The organism is Aquimarina sp. (genome assembly GCF_977115655.1).
Genome location: NZ_CDSBKO010000008.1, coordinates 1 through 15,995 on the forward strand (window position 1 = coordinate 1; position 15,995 = coordinate 15,995).

14 protein-coding genes are annotated in these 15,995 nt (G+C 37.3%); 13 read left to right on the plus strand and 1 reads right to left on the minus strand.

From position 1 onward, the window contains the following. The first annotated feature begins 183 nt into the window (after positions 1-183). The 13 genes from ACZIYX_RS04685 (at position 184) to ACZIYX_RS04745 (ending at position 15,176) form a co-directional block, all read left to right on the plus strand. Entirely contained in the window at positions 184-3,813 is a 3,630-nt protein-coding gene (locus ACZIYX_RS04685; RefSeq protein WP_462681041.1) for an Eco57I restriction-modification methylase domain-containing protein, read from the plus strand. Continuing rightward, positions 3,810-4,232 carry a hypothetical protein gene (locus ACZIYX_RS04690; RefSeq protein WP_462681042.1) on the plus strand — a complete coding sequence of 141 codons (423 nt, stop codon included), beginning with the start codon at positions 3,810-3,812 and terminating at the stop codon, positions 4,230-4,232. The genes ACZIYX_RS04685 and ACZIYX_RS04690 overlap by 4 nt, the downstream gene beginning before the upstream one ends. Positions 4,233-4,333: 101 nt before the next feature. Then, complete coding sequence (locus tag ACZIYX_RS04695; protein WP_462681043.1) at positions 4,334-8,617, plus strand: strawberry notch C-terminal domain-containing protein; 4,284 nt, start codon at positions 4,334-4,336, stop codon at positions 8,615-8,617. Between the two features lie 31 nt (positions 8,618-8,648). Continuing rightward, a complete protein-coding gene (locus ACZIYX_RS04700; RefSeq protein ID WP_462681044.1) occupies positions 8,649-9,605 on the plus strand; it encodes an AAA family ATPase in 957 nt (318 codons plus the stop codon). Continuing rightward, positions 9,605-10,630 carry a DUF7192 family protein gene (locus ACZIYX_RS04705; protein WP_462681045.1) on the plus strand — a complete coding sequence of 342 codons (1,026 nt, stop codon included), beginning with the start codon at positions 9,605-9,607 and terminating at the stop codon, positions 10,628-10,630. The genes ACZIYX_RS04700 and ACZIYX_RS04705 overlap by 1 nt, the downstream gene beginning before the upstream one ends. After that, a complete protein-coding gene (locus ACZIYX_RS04710) occupies positions 10,627-10,971 on the plus strand; it encodes a hypothetical protein (protein WP_462681046.1) in 345 nt (114 codons plus the stop codon). Before ACZIYX_RS04705 ends, ACZIYX_RS04710 begins: the two co-directional genes overlap by 4 nt. Positions 10,972-10,974: 3 nt before the next feature. Next, the gene (locus ACZIYX_RS04715; protein WP_462681047.1) at positions 10,975-11,334 is read left to right on the plus strand and encodes a hypothetical protein; all 360 of its coding nucleotides are present in this window, start codon (positions 10,975-10,977) and stop codon (positions 11,332-11,334) included. A 20-nt stretch (positions 11,335-11,354) separates the two neighbouring features. Beyond that, a complete protein-coding gene (locus ACZIYX_RS04720) occupies positions 11,355-12,002 on the plus strand; it encodes a hypothetical protein (protein WP_462681048.1) in 648 nt (215 codons plus the stop codon). Positions 12,003-12,007: 5 nt separating this feature from the next. Next, the gene (locus ACZIYX_RS04725; protein ID WP_462681049.1) at positions 12,008-12,274 is read left to right on the plus strand and encodes a hypothetical protein; all 267 of its coding nucleotides are present in this window, start codon (positions 12,008-12,010) and stop codon (positions 12,272-12,274) included. Positions 12,275-12,294: 20 nt separating this feature from the next. Continuing rightward, positions 12,295-12,771 carry a hypothetical protein gene (locus ACZIYX_RS04730; protein ID WP_462681050.1) on the plus strand — a complete coding sequence of 159 codons (477 nt, stop codon included), beginning with the start codon at positions 12,295-12,297 and terminating at the stop codon, positions 12,769-12,771. Positions 12,772-12,802: 31 nt separating this feature from the next. Further along, a complete protein-coding gene (locus ACZIYX_RS04735; RefSeq protein WP_462681051.1) occupies positions 12,803-13,261 on the plus strand; it encodes a hypothetical protein in 459 nt (152 codons plus the stop codon). A gap of 6 nt (positions 13,262-13,267) precedes the next feature. After that, complete coding sequence (locus ACZIYX_RS04740) at positions 13,268-14,221, plus strand: hypothetical protein (protein ID WP_462681052.1); 954 nt, start codon at positions 13,268-13,270, stop codon at positions 14,219-14,221. Then, positions 14,160-15,176 carry a zonular occludens toxin domain-containing protein gene (locus tag ACZIYX_RS04745; protein WP_462681053.1) on the plus strand — a complete coding sequence of 339 codons (1,017 nt, stop codon included), beginning with the start codon at positions 14,160-14,162 and terminating at the stop codon, positions 15,174-15,176. The genes ACZIYX_RS04740 and ACZIYX_RS04745 overlap by 62 nt, the downstream gene beginning before the upstream one ends. A gap of 82 nt (positions 15,177-15,258) precedes the next feature. Here the strand turns inward: ACZIYX_RS04745 and ACZIYX_RS04750 are convergent, their stop codons facing one another. Beyond that, positions 15,259-15,882 (minus strand): hypothetical protein, encoded by a 624-nt coding sequence (locus ACZIYX_RS04750; RefSeq protein WP_462681054.1) that lies wholly within the window; start codon positions 15,880-15,882, stop codon positions 15,259-15,261. Positions 15,883-15,995 lie beyond the last annotated feature (113 nt).

Genomic DNA, 15,995 nt, shown 5'->3' on the forward strand with positions numbered 1-15,995 from the left:
ATAGGAAGGAGCTAGAACTATTCCCTATAGGAGTGAGCTGCAACTTTTCTCTATAAGAAGAAGATAGAACTATTCCCTATAGGAGTGAGCTGCAACTTTTCTCTATAGGAAGGAGATAGAACTATTCCCTATAGGAAAGAAATACAACTTTTTCTTCAAACAGTTTGATAAAATAAAATTTGAATGAGATTATCTATTGCATACAACAAAGAGAAGAACGGCATTGAATTAATGTTTGTGCCAAAACTGTCCGATAAAATGTTGGAAGATTATTTAATTGATTTAGGGTTTAAAAAATCTAATTCAAAAGGAGGTATATGGTATGTAACTGATCGCCCATCTTATAATGACTATACTAAAAGACTTCGGGAAGCTTTTAAAAATGGAATAGATCCTAAAACAATAAAAGTAGCACCCTCTTATGATGTGGATAGAAACCATATAGATCATTATGAATTTAGCCTTGTCAATATTAAAACTGACGATGATAAGGATGAAGACAAAGGTGTTGATTATGTAATTTTTGATGATTTAAAGAAAATAGCTTCGGATATAGCAACACGTTTTGCAAAAGCGAAATTTGGAAGCAGACTGAATTCGGTAAGTGTGAGTCCTAGAAATTTTAAAAGACGGGCAAGAAACGCATTTGATGAAGGACGTATTATAACAGGGGTTTCTGAAATTAAAAAAGAAGAAGTCAAAATAATTGAAACCGAAAAAAAGAATACCTCAAAAGAAGAACCAAAGTGGTTAAAAACCAGAGAAGCTTATTTATTGGATTCTGGAGGGTCAGAAAAAGAACTTAAAGATGAAGAATATATTGATGCGGTAGCCCACGAACATGAGCAATTACTTTTAGACGCATTGTTAGCCGGCAATACAATTCCAGATGACATTTTAGAAGGGTATCCCAACCTTAACAAACCTGATGATTTTGGGTATAGTTATAGGGCAATGGATTTTGGGTCGATTGATACTTTTCTTAAAATATTAGAATCTATTGGAAATAAAGGGGAGTACTATACAGCAAGATACAATTATGATGAACCTAAAGGGGCGCACGCTTATGTTTGGAAAGGAAACGATGTGAATATTGTTACCGCTTCCAATCCACTCCTATATGGAGGGTATGCATCCAGAATGGGGGTTCAGGGAAAAAGGGATACAACGATTAAGCTCATAAACACGATTAATGATACTCAGGAATATGGAGGGGAATTAGGATTAGTTACCATAGGTTTTTCCAAATTAACCCTTTCTGATAGACCATATTCTTATACTTCCTATACCAATGAAAATGGTGTATATACCAAAGATCATGCAGGCGAGCGATATGATACCATTAGAATTCCATTTCCCTTAAAATCTAAGTTTGAAGCAACGATTAAATTGGTTCAAGATGAACAAGACCAATATTTATATGGTTTAAGTGTGACCAACACTTTATCGGGATGGAGTGGTTATTCTTTTTCACCAAGCAGAGGAGATAATACTTATCCTTCAAAAGAAGAAGCTATAGAGTTTGCTTTTTTGCAGATTTTGGATGGACTACAATACGAGCATACTGAAGCAATTCGGATGGGTGCATCAGAAAGCATGAAGAAAATTTATGAAAAGATCATTCTTCGAATATTTGATTTTGCAGATAAGATTAAAATCAAATTACCAGAGGAAAGATCAAAAGCAGTACTTCCCTTACAGGTAGACGGAGAAGAACCAAAAAAGAAAGAAAAAGCTGAGAAGAATACCGAAGAGTCGAGGGAATGGGAAAAACGGGGACAACAAGTATTTGAAGATTTAGGTTTCCCAACAGATGCAAATTATCCGTATGTAAATATTAATTCAGGCTACAGAAGTGTGTATCCGCTACAAAGTATCATAGGGGGATTTGACAAACCTCAAAATTGGTGGTCTGCTGCGAATAACTATCGTCCAATTGGCGATTTAGAAAAAGCATTGGAAATTATTGAAGAACAAAAAGCAGAATTCAAAACCCAGCAACTAATACATACAAACCCTAAAACAGGTGCTCCAAAATCTAAAAAAGAAGACAAAGAGGCATACCAACAAATCCAATATAAAATGGAAGACCTGGATACTTCCAAAGAACTGATCACCTCTTTTTTAAAAGAACAAAAAAGAAAGCTAAGTACTCCAAAATTAAAAGAACCCAAACCAGTTGAAAAAACCTCAGTAGAAGAATTCTTCTTGGTAAAATCCAAGGATGCGGATCGCATTCGTAAAGAATTTGTGACGCAAGGTTTTCCCATTCCTTTTACAGGACAAGAAGCCTTTAGGGACAACCTACCCATTTTTAATCTTGCTTTTCGGTGGCATATTTCCTATTCGGAATTTGAAAAAAAACAGGAAATCCCCATCAATAAAAAGAAAAGTATTTTCACCTCAGAACTTTCCTCCTTGGAAGGGAAAATAGACACGGATAGTCTTGCGCATAAAGAAAAACTGAAAACAACAATTCATCAGTTAGATAGCGAACTGGAAACAGCCAGGGACCTATTAGAAAAGGAGAACTGGATATTTCAGGATGAATTATTTGCAGAAGCAATGAAAAGGGTTCGGGAAAAGGGATGTCATCCAGACGCTCCAAAAATAGCCCAATTTTATGATGTACTGCTTACTGGTCTGGTGGGAAATAAGGTTATGGATACCCAAGACCGTACCCCTGTACTTCAGAAGGTAGACTTTTTAATCGATGATTTTTTAATGGAACACAGTACTGGCAGTATCGAACAAGCCAGTGCCCCTTCTTCTGACTATCTCGATAAAGTCATTGCAATTATGCACGATCACTATATCGATGCCAAACGCCTTAGCCGAAAACAAATTGAAGCAGTCCAACAAGAATCTGGCGCACCCAATTTGGGGGTTTTGTGGGAAGCCGTTGAACTCAGTTGGCTTTTATGGTATCAGCAGATTTATAACCTTCCCATTCCATTTGAACGACGCTTAAATCAAATGATGGAATTCTGGAATACCGTACAGCCTACCTATGCGTATTCCGATAGTAGCAAAGAACTGTTTAAGCAGTATTCTACCCCTTGCCCTATAGGAGCAATGATAGCAGAATATACTAACATGTCCAGTGCGGATCGCACTTTTGAACCCAGTGCAGGAAATGGTTTGTTGGTACTTGGTGCAGATCCAAAAAAAACACATGTCAATGAAATAGATAAGAGCAGAAGATATTCCCTGAAAGCACAAGGATTTGATACCATTACACACCGTAATGCAGCAGAACCCTTTCCTGAAGAATGGACACACTCCTTTGATGTAATGGTTACCAATCCCCCGTTTGCCAGTTGGGACGATTCCAAGTTTGATAAAGAACGATGGACACAAAAATATTTTAACAATCAAATTGGGGTAGCACAACACATGCGGTTAGAGCATTTTATGGCAGGACTAGCTTTGCACACCCTTAAAGATTCAGGAAAGGCAGCCATTATTATTATGGGACACGTGTATTTCGGTTCTGATGGATATATAGAGAAATACAAACCTTTTTTCAATTGGTTGTATCGCCATTATCACGTAGAGGATATCATCAATATGAACAGCTATAAACTCTACAATAAGCAAGGTGCGGTTACCAAGACCATGTTAATCCTTATTCATGGAAGAAAAGAGGTGCCAGAAGGGATAGCACCTACAAAGAGGGAAAGCCCCACTATAGAACAAGTGGTGAACAGCTTTCAGGAATTATGGGAACGTATCGATTCCCATATAAAAAAGCCAGTAGAATATTCATTACAGGTGATTATCACCCAACTTAAAATAGAATTAGGACTATGATATTTTTTAATAATCAATTAATGCCATCCGAAGATAGTGCTGCCCTGTTTATGGTTAGCAATCCCATACCATTTGAAAATTTTGAAGACCATCAGGCAGGGATCTTTATCCGATTACACCATTTAATAGCATGGTCTATGGAAGAAGGGGACGATCCCGTTGCCCTGATGGAAGAATACTTGGAAACGGTCTATTCCGATAGTAGAACCGTAGAAGAAATTGCAAATTTCCTGCTGTACCATGATAAAATGCAAAGTGCCTTGTGGGCACTTAAAGAAAACTGGAGTAGTCTGGATAATACCGTACCCGACGATTCCTTAATGTATGGTGGAATGGAAAAGGAAGATGCTGTCCAAATGTATGTGGATACCAATTTACGAAGGTATTTAGAAGTACTATCCAATTTTGAAAGCGCGTAACCCTAAATAGATAGTAGTAACAGCAGTGGATAATACAGAAGATAAAAAATCCCTTGCCAGTGTGTTAAAAAAAGAAGAAAGCCCCTTAAAAAAAGAGAATTATGGAAAATACCGAGGTACAAGAAGAACAGGATGGGTTCACTCAGGATGCTGAACAAGTAGCAAAGTTGGCAGCCGATCAAACTGCCCTTGTTCCATACAAACCGAAATCCAATGCAAGTTTTAAAATGGATACCCTGATCCCTAGAAATATGGCTTTTGAAGTGCAAAAGGCTTTGAACCGTATCGTAAAGGAAAAAGGGAACATAGATACTTATGTTCGTAATGCATTAAAATACATATCCACAGCTACTTTGTGGAAGGCTTTTTCAGCAGAACAAGTGGATGCCATTGCATTATATCTCCAACAATTTGAACGAGGGCAAGGAATCATCATTGGGGATCAAACAGGAATAGGAAAAGGCAGACAAGCTGCAGCCGTTATTCGGCATGCAGTACTACAAGGATACATACCCATTTTCTTTACCAAAAGCCCTAGTTTGTTTACCGATATGTACCGGGATCTAAGAGCTATTGGTTTTGAAGATATCCACCCTTTTATTGTCAATTCTAATTCGGATTCTGACGCAAAAATAAAAGATGCAGATGGGAACGTAATTTTTACACCCTTATCGGGTAAAGCGCAAGAGGAATTACTTACCACCACAAAAACCTTGGCTACGGAAAGTATAGAATCTATCGAATGGCATAAAAGAACTGGCAAAAAATTACCCAATCCTGAAACGACACCAACCGTAACAATCTATGAGAATATAGATTATTTGCCAAGCGGATACGATATGATATTTACCACCTACAGTCAGATACAGTCTGCTGGTTATTACAAACGTGCCTGGATAGAAAGTATCTGTGAGAGTGGTATGGAAGGAAGTACACGCTATAAAAAAGTAGTATTCATTTTAGATGAATCCCATAGTGCTGGAGGATTTGATTCGATTATTGGGGATTGGATGCGAAGGGTACTCCCTAAAACACATTCGTGTTGTTTTTTAAGTGCAACTTTTGCAAAATACCCGGAGGTAATGCCTTTCTATGGAAAGAAAACGGCTATTTCCGAAACAGGATTAAAAGATTATGCTTTTGTAAACGCGATGCGCAGAGGTGGGTTAGCCCTTCAGGAAATTGTGGCATCCAATCTTGCCGAAAGCGGTCAGCTCATTAGAAGACAACGCTCCAACGAAGGGATTAAAGTGGAATACATCACCCTGGACGAAGAACCTAGTCGTAGTAAAAACAGGGCGAGTGTAAATAGAATTATCAAATTGATGAATGAAGTAGTTCAATTTGAAGAAGAATATGCAGCACCTGTACTGGCATTAGTTCACGCAGAGGCAAAAGCCCAAGGAGAAAGAATGGGAGAAAAACCCAGAGGTTTAGGGGTAAAACAAGCTCCTTATTTTTCTAGGGTATTCAATATTGTAGACCAAATGCTTTTTGCCTTAAAAGTCGAGGAAGTGGCAAAAAAAACAGTGTCTTTACTAAAGGAAAATAAGAAAGTGGTTATTGCCTTTAAATCCACTATGGGGGCTTTTTTAAAGGATCTTAACCTATCCAGCGGGGATATCCTTCCAAAAGAAGAATTGGATTTTGTTCGTACCCTGACTAAAGGGTTAGACAGCATCTTTTTCTATAGTTACACCGATATTGAAGGAAAAAAAAGCAGGCAACGAATTACCGTAGAGGAATTATCCAAAAAAGGACAAGAAGAATATATCAGGATTAAAAAGGCGATGCTCCTGGAAAGTTCGGGACTTAGTATTTCCCCAATTGACCAACTGGTTCAATACATAGAAAACGAGAAAAAACCTTCTTATACAGGAGGACATCAGGATGGGTTTTTTAAGGTAACGGAAGTTACAGGAAGAACCCAGAAGGTACATTTCACCAAAGAAGAAGCTACCATTATCTCCCATAAAAGTGATACAGAAAAATCCTTTCGGTTATTTAATAGCGGAGAATACGATGTATTGTTGATTAATCAAAGTGGTAGTACAGGTTCCTCCGCGCATGCATCCAAAGATTTTGCAGACCAAAGACAACGGGCGATGATTATCCACCAATTTGAATTGGATATCAACATCGAGGTACAAAAACGAGGGCGTATTAATAGAACAGGTCAGGTAAACTTACCAGAGTACTATTATATCACTAGTGATATCCCAACAGAGCGAAGGTTGATGACCATGCTAAAGGCTAAACTAAAGTCTTTGGATGCCAATACCACAGGATCGCAACATACCAATGACGACACGCTTAAAAGTGCTGATTTTTTAAATAAATATGGGGATAAAGTCGCTTGGCAATGGATTGATGAAAATCCTGAAATGATGCAAAAATTGGGGCATCCAACGTATCATAAAGTAACCGATTCAAAAACAGGTACAAAGTTTTATGAGCGTAACGATAGCAAAGAAGGGGCTATACGACAACTTACAGGACGTGCGGGATTACTTTTAGTAGAAGAACAGGACAATTTATACAATGTCCTACTGGAACGCTACGACCATCAAATCAAGTTAGAGAAGCAACAAGGAACCTATGATTTAGAAACGGAGTTTCTGCCCTTGGATGCCGAGATTAAAAAACGGTTCCTGTTCCAAAAAGGAAATGGTGGAAATACCCCCTTTGGTAAAGATACCGTTCGGGAAGTAAGTATTGTCAACAATCTAAAGCGTCCCTTAACCAAACAAGATGTTGAAAATCGAATTGCCAAGGCTTTGGACGGAAAAAAACCAGAACAAGTCCGTGCGGAACTTACCAAGGATATCCACGAGAAATTCCCATTACTAATTGAAGAACGTAGAGAAAAACGAATGGAAGTTGTACATAAACTTCAGGAAGAATTAGGGGATTTACCAGATATGGGAAGTGGTAAAGATGCCGAGGAAAATGATAAAATAGCCAGTGACCGGGAAAAGCTGCAAGAACTGATAGAAGAAAAATCAAGTGCCATACAGGAGTATATACAAAAGCTAGAATATACTAAAAATCAAATAGTAAAATACATAGGGTATTTCACTATTGGACAAGTGTTGAAAATACCCTACCTGAACCCTGCTAAAGAACCTTCTTGGGGCATCTTTTTAGGGATTACACTAGGGACATCTGCAAAGAATCCATATACCTATGGCAATATACATTTACGATTTGCAGTAGCGGATTCCCGTAGACTTATTTCCTATTCTTTGCAGCCAGAAGAACACGCCTACATAAGTTTGATTTATTCACAGAGTATGGATATTTCAGAAGAAGAACGTATACAGATCCCAATAGAATGGAATGAACGGATCAAAAAGGCATCCTCCAAAAGAGAACAACGACATATTCTTACCGAAAATATTGTAGCTGCATCCGAGGCAATTGGAGGGGAAAACAAATTAGTGAAATACAATACCAAAACAGGAATCATTAAGAATGGTATTTTGATGGATAAAGAGTTTGGTAAAGATGGGATATCTAAAGCTTTGTTGCCCATTTCAGAAGCTTTTCCCCGTATCCAAGCCCTTTCTATAGACGAATTCTTTTCCGATCAAAAAGATCAGCTCCGTTTCAAACGAATTGGAGAGAATTACTTGCAAGTATATATCCATAAAGGAGAGAACTATAAAATGGCTATAGATCCCAAACTACGGGAACTAATTAGGCGGGAAGAAGGTCAGGCCCCTGATGAATTGCCAGACTTTGTTCAGAATGGGGGCGAAATGACAGGAGTACTACATTGGGATCACCTAAAGGCTTTTTTAAAACAATTAGACACCTATGGCCTGCAATTTTTAGGAAAAGCAAAAGAACTGGAAGATTGGGAAATTGAAAATCAAAAAGAATGGGATCGCAATACCAAACCATCGGAAGGGAACTATTCTTATGAACTGGGCAGGCCCTATGGGCAAGGAAGCAATCCAATTGCAGGATTCAAAGACTATAAAGAACCAGAAGATACAAAATACCCTTTCGGTGTGGTATCCTATACCCGCCCCTTAAGTGATAAAGAGAAATACAACTATTCGCTTATTCCAATTTTTAAGAATGCAGTAGTTCCTTATAATGCTTGGAAGCAAGCAATTACAGGAACTCCCATAGAGAAAGAATTTGAAAGTATTGTAGAAAAAGCCAAAGAGCAAGCGCTTTATGAAGCGAAAGATACACTGGGATTTTTTATCACCAATAATCCACACGAAGATGGAAATCCTGAATTTGTTTTTGGAAGGTATACGGAGGAGGAATTGGGCAGGACCGCCTATGAAGATAGGATTGGACTTATAAAGCCTATACATATGGTATTGGATCAGTTACGATTATACCATAGACTTCAAAACGCTTCCTAAGTAGCAATAAAAAACAGGTAATAGAATAGATATGAAAAACAGAATATACACCTTAGATATTCCAGAGATAGTACAGATTCCAAACTTTATGAAGGTATTGGATGATTTAAGTAGCGGAAACAATGTATTTCTGGTGGGAAGTGCAGGAACGGGAAAAACCACTTTAGGAGAAAAAGCTGCCTATGCCCTTTTTGGAAGAACGGAAAAGGATAAGAAAGCATTGCCATTTGTAGTAGTGAATTGTAACCAATGGACATCCCCGATCGATATCAAAGGAGGTCAGACGATTTCAGGATATAAAGAAGGTGCGCTTATAGAAGCCTGGAGGGATGGAAAAATACTCATCCTGGATGAGATGCCCAAGTTAGATGCCAATACCGCAGGACTATTAAATGATGCGTTGGCAAAGAGTTCTAAATCGGATGCGATCATTTTTAACGGTTTGAACCAACCCATTGTAAAGCACCACGACTTTGGCTGCATTGCCACAGGAAATGTAATAGGCAAAGGAGCGAGTGGAAACTATGTTGGGAACAATAAGCAGGATGCTTCGCTTTTGGACCGCTTTAGTGGATGCATCTATAAGATTGGGTTTAATGAAGTGCTGGAACGGCAGTTAGTGTATGCTCCTGTAGCAGATATATGTATAAAAATACGCAAAGCCATACTAGCCTATGAAGGGAAAGAAATGGGAGATGACGATACCGAAGATATTATGACCCTGAGAACCATGCTCAATATGGAACGGGGGTATGAACTGGAAATGAAAAGAGCTACCGGACTACAAGATGAACATGGGAAACCGTATCGCAAAGTTCCCAATGGGAAAACCCTAAAGGATGCTTTGGAAAGCTACTTTATGACAATGAATGCAGATAAAGCAAAAAAAATAAAATTGGAAGTAAATCTGGAAGGCTTTCTAAACTCCTATAAAGGAGTAGTAATGTTGAATGCATTCAAGACAGAATATAAAAAGAGATTGGGATAATGAAAGCTCCATTGATCCATACAATCCAAAATAACAAAGATAGCCTTACTACCAGCTATTCTACTTTCGATAGTGTACAGGCATTTAATGACTTTGTAGATACACAGGCTGCTGGATTAAATACTCATAATCGCGGGATATTGAAACAGATAAACCAAACTACTGCTGCAACGATACAAAATGGGAGCTTATGGTATGGATCTCCAAGCCCAAAAAATGTGGGGGAATTAAATGCACATAAGTACTTTCTTGGAATGGAGCTATTACGCACCATTCAACCTAAGATCCAGGAGAAGTTATCCGAGTATATAAAACTGATGGATAACCAGATCCTTTCCAAACCAAAAGTGGCATATAATGACAGAGGTCTGGGGGTTTTCTCTTTTGATCGTGCAGCGATGGGGTTATACCGATTGCAACCTACGGGGTCAAAAAATCCAATGAAAAATGCCATTAACCAGCTTCGGATAGAATTAGATACTTCGAATAAAACAACTGCAGTTAAAAGCGTGTTTGCCTATTTCAAAGATAGAAAATCTTCCTATCCAGCATTGCGGTTGTACCTGATGGCAGGTGGTAATGCAGGGGTAAAAGGGGACGAACTCGTATATGTCGGTTTGGCGTGTGCCGAACTGGTGGAATTTATGGAGATACGAGGAGTAGCTGTAGAAGTAAATGCGCTATTAGGAACTTCTTTTCATAACAACGTGGCAATGGGGGTTATTAGGATAAAAAGGTTTCAGGACAGGTTAGACAAAAACCAACTCCTAGTGATGACCAGTGATCCAAGATATTTTCGCTACAGGGGATTTAAAGCACTGATAGCATTAAGCGATCATTTTGGGTGGAACATACCCACTGGATTGGGATCTATAAAGGAGCATATGGGGAAAGATTTTGTGACCCAAATAACAAAAGGACAAGACCGCTATGCTGTTTTTGAACAGAGCTATTCTATACATGCAGCAGTTAAGGAAGTCACACAAATTATAAAGACATATACCGAACAAATCCATAAGAAATGAAGCAGGAAACAACAAAACAAATTCAAAACATTACAAAGGATATCATCTATGCCCTAATGGATAGAGCTATAGAAATAAATAAGGAATGCAGGGAGCATTGCAGGGATTTCCGAATTATGGTATCAGGGAAACGACCAAATACTTTGATTCTGCGTTGGACAGCAATTGATATCCAAGATGAAGATCGCCCGGTGCAATGCTATCGCTATGAATGTTTTGATATGGATGGCACTCCCCAAAACTGTTCTGTTCATTATTCAGATCAGCAAGAAGCAAACGAATTCTTTTGGAGTTTGACTACCCTATATAAACAAGAATTTTCCATCGATCATACCCTATAAATTATGTACAAGACAAAAGATACAAAAGAGAAAGACCTGAAATCAGTAGAGATCTTGCACCAAGAGGAAATCCTGGCGAGAACCAAAAAGAAGCTAGACCCTGTTCAGATTTTTGAAATCATCAAAAAGGAATCCAAAGGCTTCCGTAAAGCGGATGCAGAAGCGCAAGAAGCAGATGAACTTTTATACAGGCTATTGAATCGGGATGTTAAAAGTGCTTCCGAGGCTACTGCAAAGAAAAAAGAAACTGTAAAAAAAGAGCTGTCCGTAGAAGAAATACAGATTCAGGAAAGAGAACGAGCAAGAGCTATAGCGCTATTGGAAGTAGAAATAGAGTTAGAATTAAATGCAAAAAGTGCATAACCCTTTAAAAAATAAAATAAATGGCAACCATACAAGATATATTGAAACTAGACCTTTCTAAGGTACAACCAGAAGCACTTCAGAAATCCGTAAAACAGATTATGGAGGATTATAAGAATATAGAAGCAAAAGATGCTTTTGAAAAGGCAGCAGCGGATAATATAGATAAGATCTATAAAATGGTCACAAAAGTATCTCCAGATGCTATTGTTGAAAATAACCCTTGTGCAGACCCTATTACAGAAGAAAGCAAAACGGAACCGACTTCTAAGAAAAATAAAAAAGCTTCCAATAAAAAAAAAGCAATTCCCAAAGACAAACCAAGAAAGACTGCTACCAAAACAGAGGTAGATGCAGTACTGGAGGAGATTAAGCAATGTCGTGTAAAAATTAAAAAATACAACGAAAAAAAAAGAAAAGAAGAAGGTCCAAGACCCATTCCTACCCGATATGCAAAAATCAAAGGACATTTTATCTCCTTGGGAAATCTGATTCCTGAAAATCTGGAGGATAAAATGGAGGTGCAAAAACAATCTAAAAAGTTACTTAAAAACACCCATCGAAATCTTTTAAAAATCTATCGTATGAATGCTATAAGAGGGCAAAAAGATAATGAAGAACTAAAGGAACGATTGGATAAAATAGAAGAAAAATTAGAATCTAAATAAACCCTATGGAAAAAGAGAAAAAGAAAAAAATGGACAAGACCGTAATGATTGTAACTAGTGCAGGAGTAGCAATTGGTCTGGCAGAAGCATTATTGTATTACAATCTGGGCAAGAATGCAGGTAGCAAATCTTTTCAATTTGGGGTTCCAAAAGGCAAAGAATTACTGCAAACACTAACCGTAGTTGCGGTTACTTCCGTATTGACCGCCTTGATATCCAAGGGTATTGAAAATGCGGTAACACGAGATAAACAAAATAGCCAGAAGGCATAAGGATTTTAAATAAGAAAATTATGGAATATAAGGTAATTCAATTTAAGCAATTCTTGCAGGAAAATAAGCTGAAAGTAGCAGATCTGCCAGAACCAATACAGGAGAAGATAGATATCTTTTATCGCTTGCATGCACTATTAGAAACCATTCAGGAGCCAGATTTTCAAGAACTCTTAGAACAAGTCGAGCAATTGGATATTGAAATTCAAGAAGATATCGAAGAAGAATATGAAGAACATCTTACCAATAATGAGTATCCTTCGATTGTAAAAAGACCAGAAAACACTCCCAAAAAAACAATAAAAGGGAAATCGGATGCAATGATTGTAGAGGAATTGGTCAAAATGAGAAGAACCACCAATATCCGAAGGTCAAAATTGATAAATATGGGGATAAAAACAAAGCTTAAAGGAGATACCAGAATTGGGAATCACTTGCTGAAAAGAACCTCTTTTTTTTATTACCGATATAATATTATTCCCTTAAAGGAAGAATAGGAAATCGGTTTCACTACGTAATTAGGATAGAATGGAAAAAACAACAGGAAGAGAGTATGCAGAACTGCAACAAGGTATGGATACCCTCATAGGAAAGTTTGGGGTACCGAAAACCTTAAAAATCATAACCCAGTTATCGGGAACGGTAAAGGCACGAAAACAAAAAAGACAACTAACCAGATTGATAACCACTTTTGTGATCTCAGAGGCTTTTAAAGTTTTTGAAGTTGGAGACGATGTAGTACCGAAAGATTCCCTCTCCAATGCCTATAAAGAAGCACGTAAGGCAAGTTATCATCTGTTAAACCTATATACCGAATTAAGCTATAAGGAGATAGGAAAGCATTTTGACCAAGGAAAATTTGGGGCGTACTACCATATTCGGAAATGCAGGGAATCCTTGTCCCTTCCTAAATATAACAAACCCTTTATCGCAAGGTATGAAGTATTAGAAGAAAACCTTATTGAATTTATAGCCAAGTTAAACTAAGGAACTATGCAAAAAAAGCTGGAAAAAGAAGTGATCGAGGTGTTAAAAAACCCGAATAATATTGGTTTTGAAGATCTTCAGGAAGAAGAATTGAGCCCTTTAAATCAGGCGGTCATTGAAAAAGAAATAGCGGGAGTCACAAAATCTAACGATTGGAATATTTGGAAACCAGACAAACCAGGACAAAAAAAGGATTCCCAAGCAATAGAACATAATTCAAGCAGTACCATGGAGCAAGAAAATTTGGAGCAAAGAGATCCAACCCCTTTGGATGCACCAGAACAAGAATTTGGAGCAGGAAGTGCACAGGAATCGAATACCGAAGATACCGATACGCAAGCTAAAGAAGATCCCCAAGAAGAAGAATTCGAATTGCCTACTGCTGCTGCAAAACAAGCTGCGGATAGTATTTTCGGGACAGTCAATAATCTTATCGATCTTGGAGGGGGATATTTTGTAAAGATCAAAAAGCACAAAGAGTTCTATGAGTTTGAAGAGATTATAGAACTCATTGAGGTGCAGAATGATAAAAATATAAAGCGGATAAAGCTGGACAAGGACGATAAGGCAATGCTAAAACCATTGCTGGTTCAGATCCTAAAAAGAAAAGCAAAAAAGCTTACTCCCGAAAGACAGTTAATGGCTGTTGCATTATCGATTTTGTTTAAAAAAGGACGGGTAGTTATGGAAATCAAAGCAGAAAATGACCTTTTGGTAGAAAGAATATTAGATATCGTAAAAGAGGAAAATGGGACTTCTGATCCAGATTTAGAATCCGAAGATTTGGAGAAAGATAGGATAGATCTAGCTTATGAAGAAATTAATGGAAAATCGGAACCTCAAAAAGAAGAAGAACTAACAAAAGAAATAGTAGATCCTGTTATTAGGGAAGACCAATATGAGGAAGAACCAAGAATGGAAAGCAAGATTATCGAAGTGGCAGAAGATAGCGCAAAATAATGTTGCTCCAGAGTCAAAATTCAAGACCAGTCAAAGATCTACTGAAGATAGAAAACCTATTGTCTATAGCAATGAAGATGTAGAGCGAGATCCTTTTGTTATGCTCATCATAGGAGAAACAGGAGTCGGAAAGACCTTTCGAACGAATCAGGAGATTAAATTGTATATGAAAGACAATCCTGAAACAGGAAAGAAAGGAAGAAAGGTTTTAGCATTTGATACCAATGGGCATGATTACCCTACTTTTCGTACCGTAAGCCCAAATTATATTAAAGCTTTGACAAAAATTGCTGCCAGAAGAATCCTTCCATTTAGACCCGATGGAAATGCAATGAGTAATATAGAAAAAAGAGAGGTAGCAGAAAAGATCGTAAACCATTTTAAAAATGGATTGGTAGTGTTGGACGATGTGGATAGTTACATGAGTGGCGCAAAAGGACAGTCTATCATTGGGGCACTTACCACCGTCAGGCATAAAGGAATCGATATTTTATTTTTACATCAATCTCTGGGCAAAATTACCACAACACAGTTTCAGGCTTGTACCTGGATACGTTTGCATCATCAACTGGATCCTGTGACCAAATATAAAGAGAGAATCCCAAATTATCCGATTGTCAGAATAGCACAATTAATAATTAACGAACAATATGATCTATGCTCCAGGGCTATGGATGAAGGTAAATTCACTACAGAAGAGGCATATAAAAAACAAAGGAGCTTTTTTGTGTATATCGATATGCGTAGACGAAAAGTTAGTGGCTGCACCAGAACAGCCTATATTCGGGCATGTAAACGGTTTATCGATCAGGAAGAAAAATCCACCATACGTATGATGCTCAATGAGAGGGATTTTTATGATGTCCCTGTTTACCCAAATCGAAATGCTGCTATTGTTAAGTTGATTTCCGAGTATTTACGCTATCATGAAGACAAACTGGCAAATCCTGTTTAGTAGAATTCATAAGTTATTAATATGATTCAAGTATATCCAAACATGATCGAGAAATAATCTAACTAATCTATAATTGACATAGTTATAAAGGATTTATATTTTTTATAAAAAAACTATCCTCAGAATTTTCAATTTTAAGAAGACAGTATCCACAATTTTTATAAAACGCATCAAGAGAGGATTGTGCTTGTCTATAATTAGCATTTAATTTTTCAAAACCAAACTCTTCAAATCCTTTATTATCTATAATACTTGCATCATGTTGTTTAGGAAAGCTTTGTAATACAATATAGCCACATCTGCCTTTAAAAAAAGTTTCTATTCCAGAGATAACTTCTTTGCCATATCCTTTATTTCTGAAATCAGGATAAAACATTATTTCCTGAATTACTAGAATATCAGATTTACAGCTAATTCCAATCAGTTCTTCAACTTCATTCTTTAAATCACTTGACTCATAATCAAGAATTGCATTACCTACTGCGATGGTATTTATAGATCGGTCAAATGCATGATAAAAACTGAAGCCTTCATCTATAAAGCCATAATTATAGTAATGAAGTTCGATACGACCAGCTTTTACGGGATCATTTTCAAAATCATTGTAATAAATTTCGCCATAAATCTCCTCAACATTAGGGAAATCATTGTATTCTATTCCCATATTATGAGAAAAACTATAATTAATACTGAAATAATGTTCCAAGTTTGATTTTTTTAGTTGTCCAATGATAGACTAATTATTAAACTATAAGTATATATCATAATTAGCTAAAATGTTACCATACGATCTGTAAAATTATATTTATTTTAACTTTT

Bases quoted from the DNA above. Each gene is read 5' to 3' on its own strand.
- ACZIYX_RS04685 (WP_462681041.1), top strand. From the start codon at position 184: ATGAGATTATCTATTGCATACAACAAAGAGAAGAACGGCATTGAATTA.
- ACZIYX_RS04690 (WP_462681042.1), top strand. From the start codon at position 3,810: ATGATATTTTTTAATAATCAATTAATGCCATCCGAAGATAGTGCTGCC.
- ACZIYX_RS04695 (WP_462681043.1), top strand. From the start codon at position 4,334: ATGGAAAATACCGAGGTACAAGAAGAACAGGATGGGTTCACTCAGGAT.
- ACZIYX_RS04700 (WP_462681044.1), top strand. From the start codon at position 8,649: ATGAAAAACAGAATATACACCTTAGATATTCCAGAGATAGTACAGATT.
- ACZIYX_RS04705 (WP_462681045.1), top strand. From the start codon at position 9,605: ATGAAAGCTCCATTGATCCATACAATCCAAAATAACAAAGATAGCCTT.
- ACZIYX_RS04710 (WP_462681046.1), top strand. From the start codon at position 10,627: ATGAAGCAGGAAACAACAAAACAAATTCAAAACATTACAAAGGATATC.
- ACZIYX_RS04715 (WP_462681047.1), top strand. From the start codon at position 10,975: ATGTACAAGACAAAAGATACAAAAGAGAAAGACCTGAAATCAGTAGAG.
- ACZIYX_RS04720 (WP_462681048.1), top strand. From the start codon at position 11,355: ATGGCAACCATACAAGATATATTGAAACTAGACCTTTCTAAGGTACAA.
- ACZIYX_RS04725 (WP_462681049.1), top strand. From the start codon at position 12,008: ATGGAAAAAGAGAAAAAGAAAAAAATGGACAAGACCGTAATGATTGTA.
- ACZIYX_RS04730 (WP_462681050.1), top strand. From the start codon at position 12,295: ATGGAATATAAGGTAATTCAATTTAAGCAATTCTTGCAGGAAAATAAG.
- ACZIYX_RS04735 (WP_462681051.1), top strand. From the start codon at position 12,803: ATGGAAAAAACAACAGGAAGAGAGTATGCAGAACTGCAACAAGGTATG.
- ACZIYX_RS04740 (WP_462681052.1), top strand. From the start codon at position 13,268: ATGCAAAAAAAGCTGGAAAAAGAAGTGATCGAGGTGTTAAAAAACCCG.
- ACZIYX_RS04745 (WP_462681053.1), top strand. From the start codon at position 14,160: ATGAGGAAGAACCAAGAATGGAAAGCAAGATTATCGAAGTGGCAGAAG.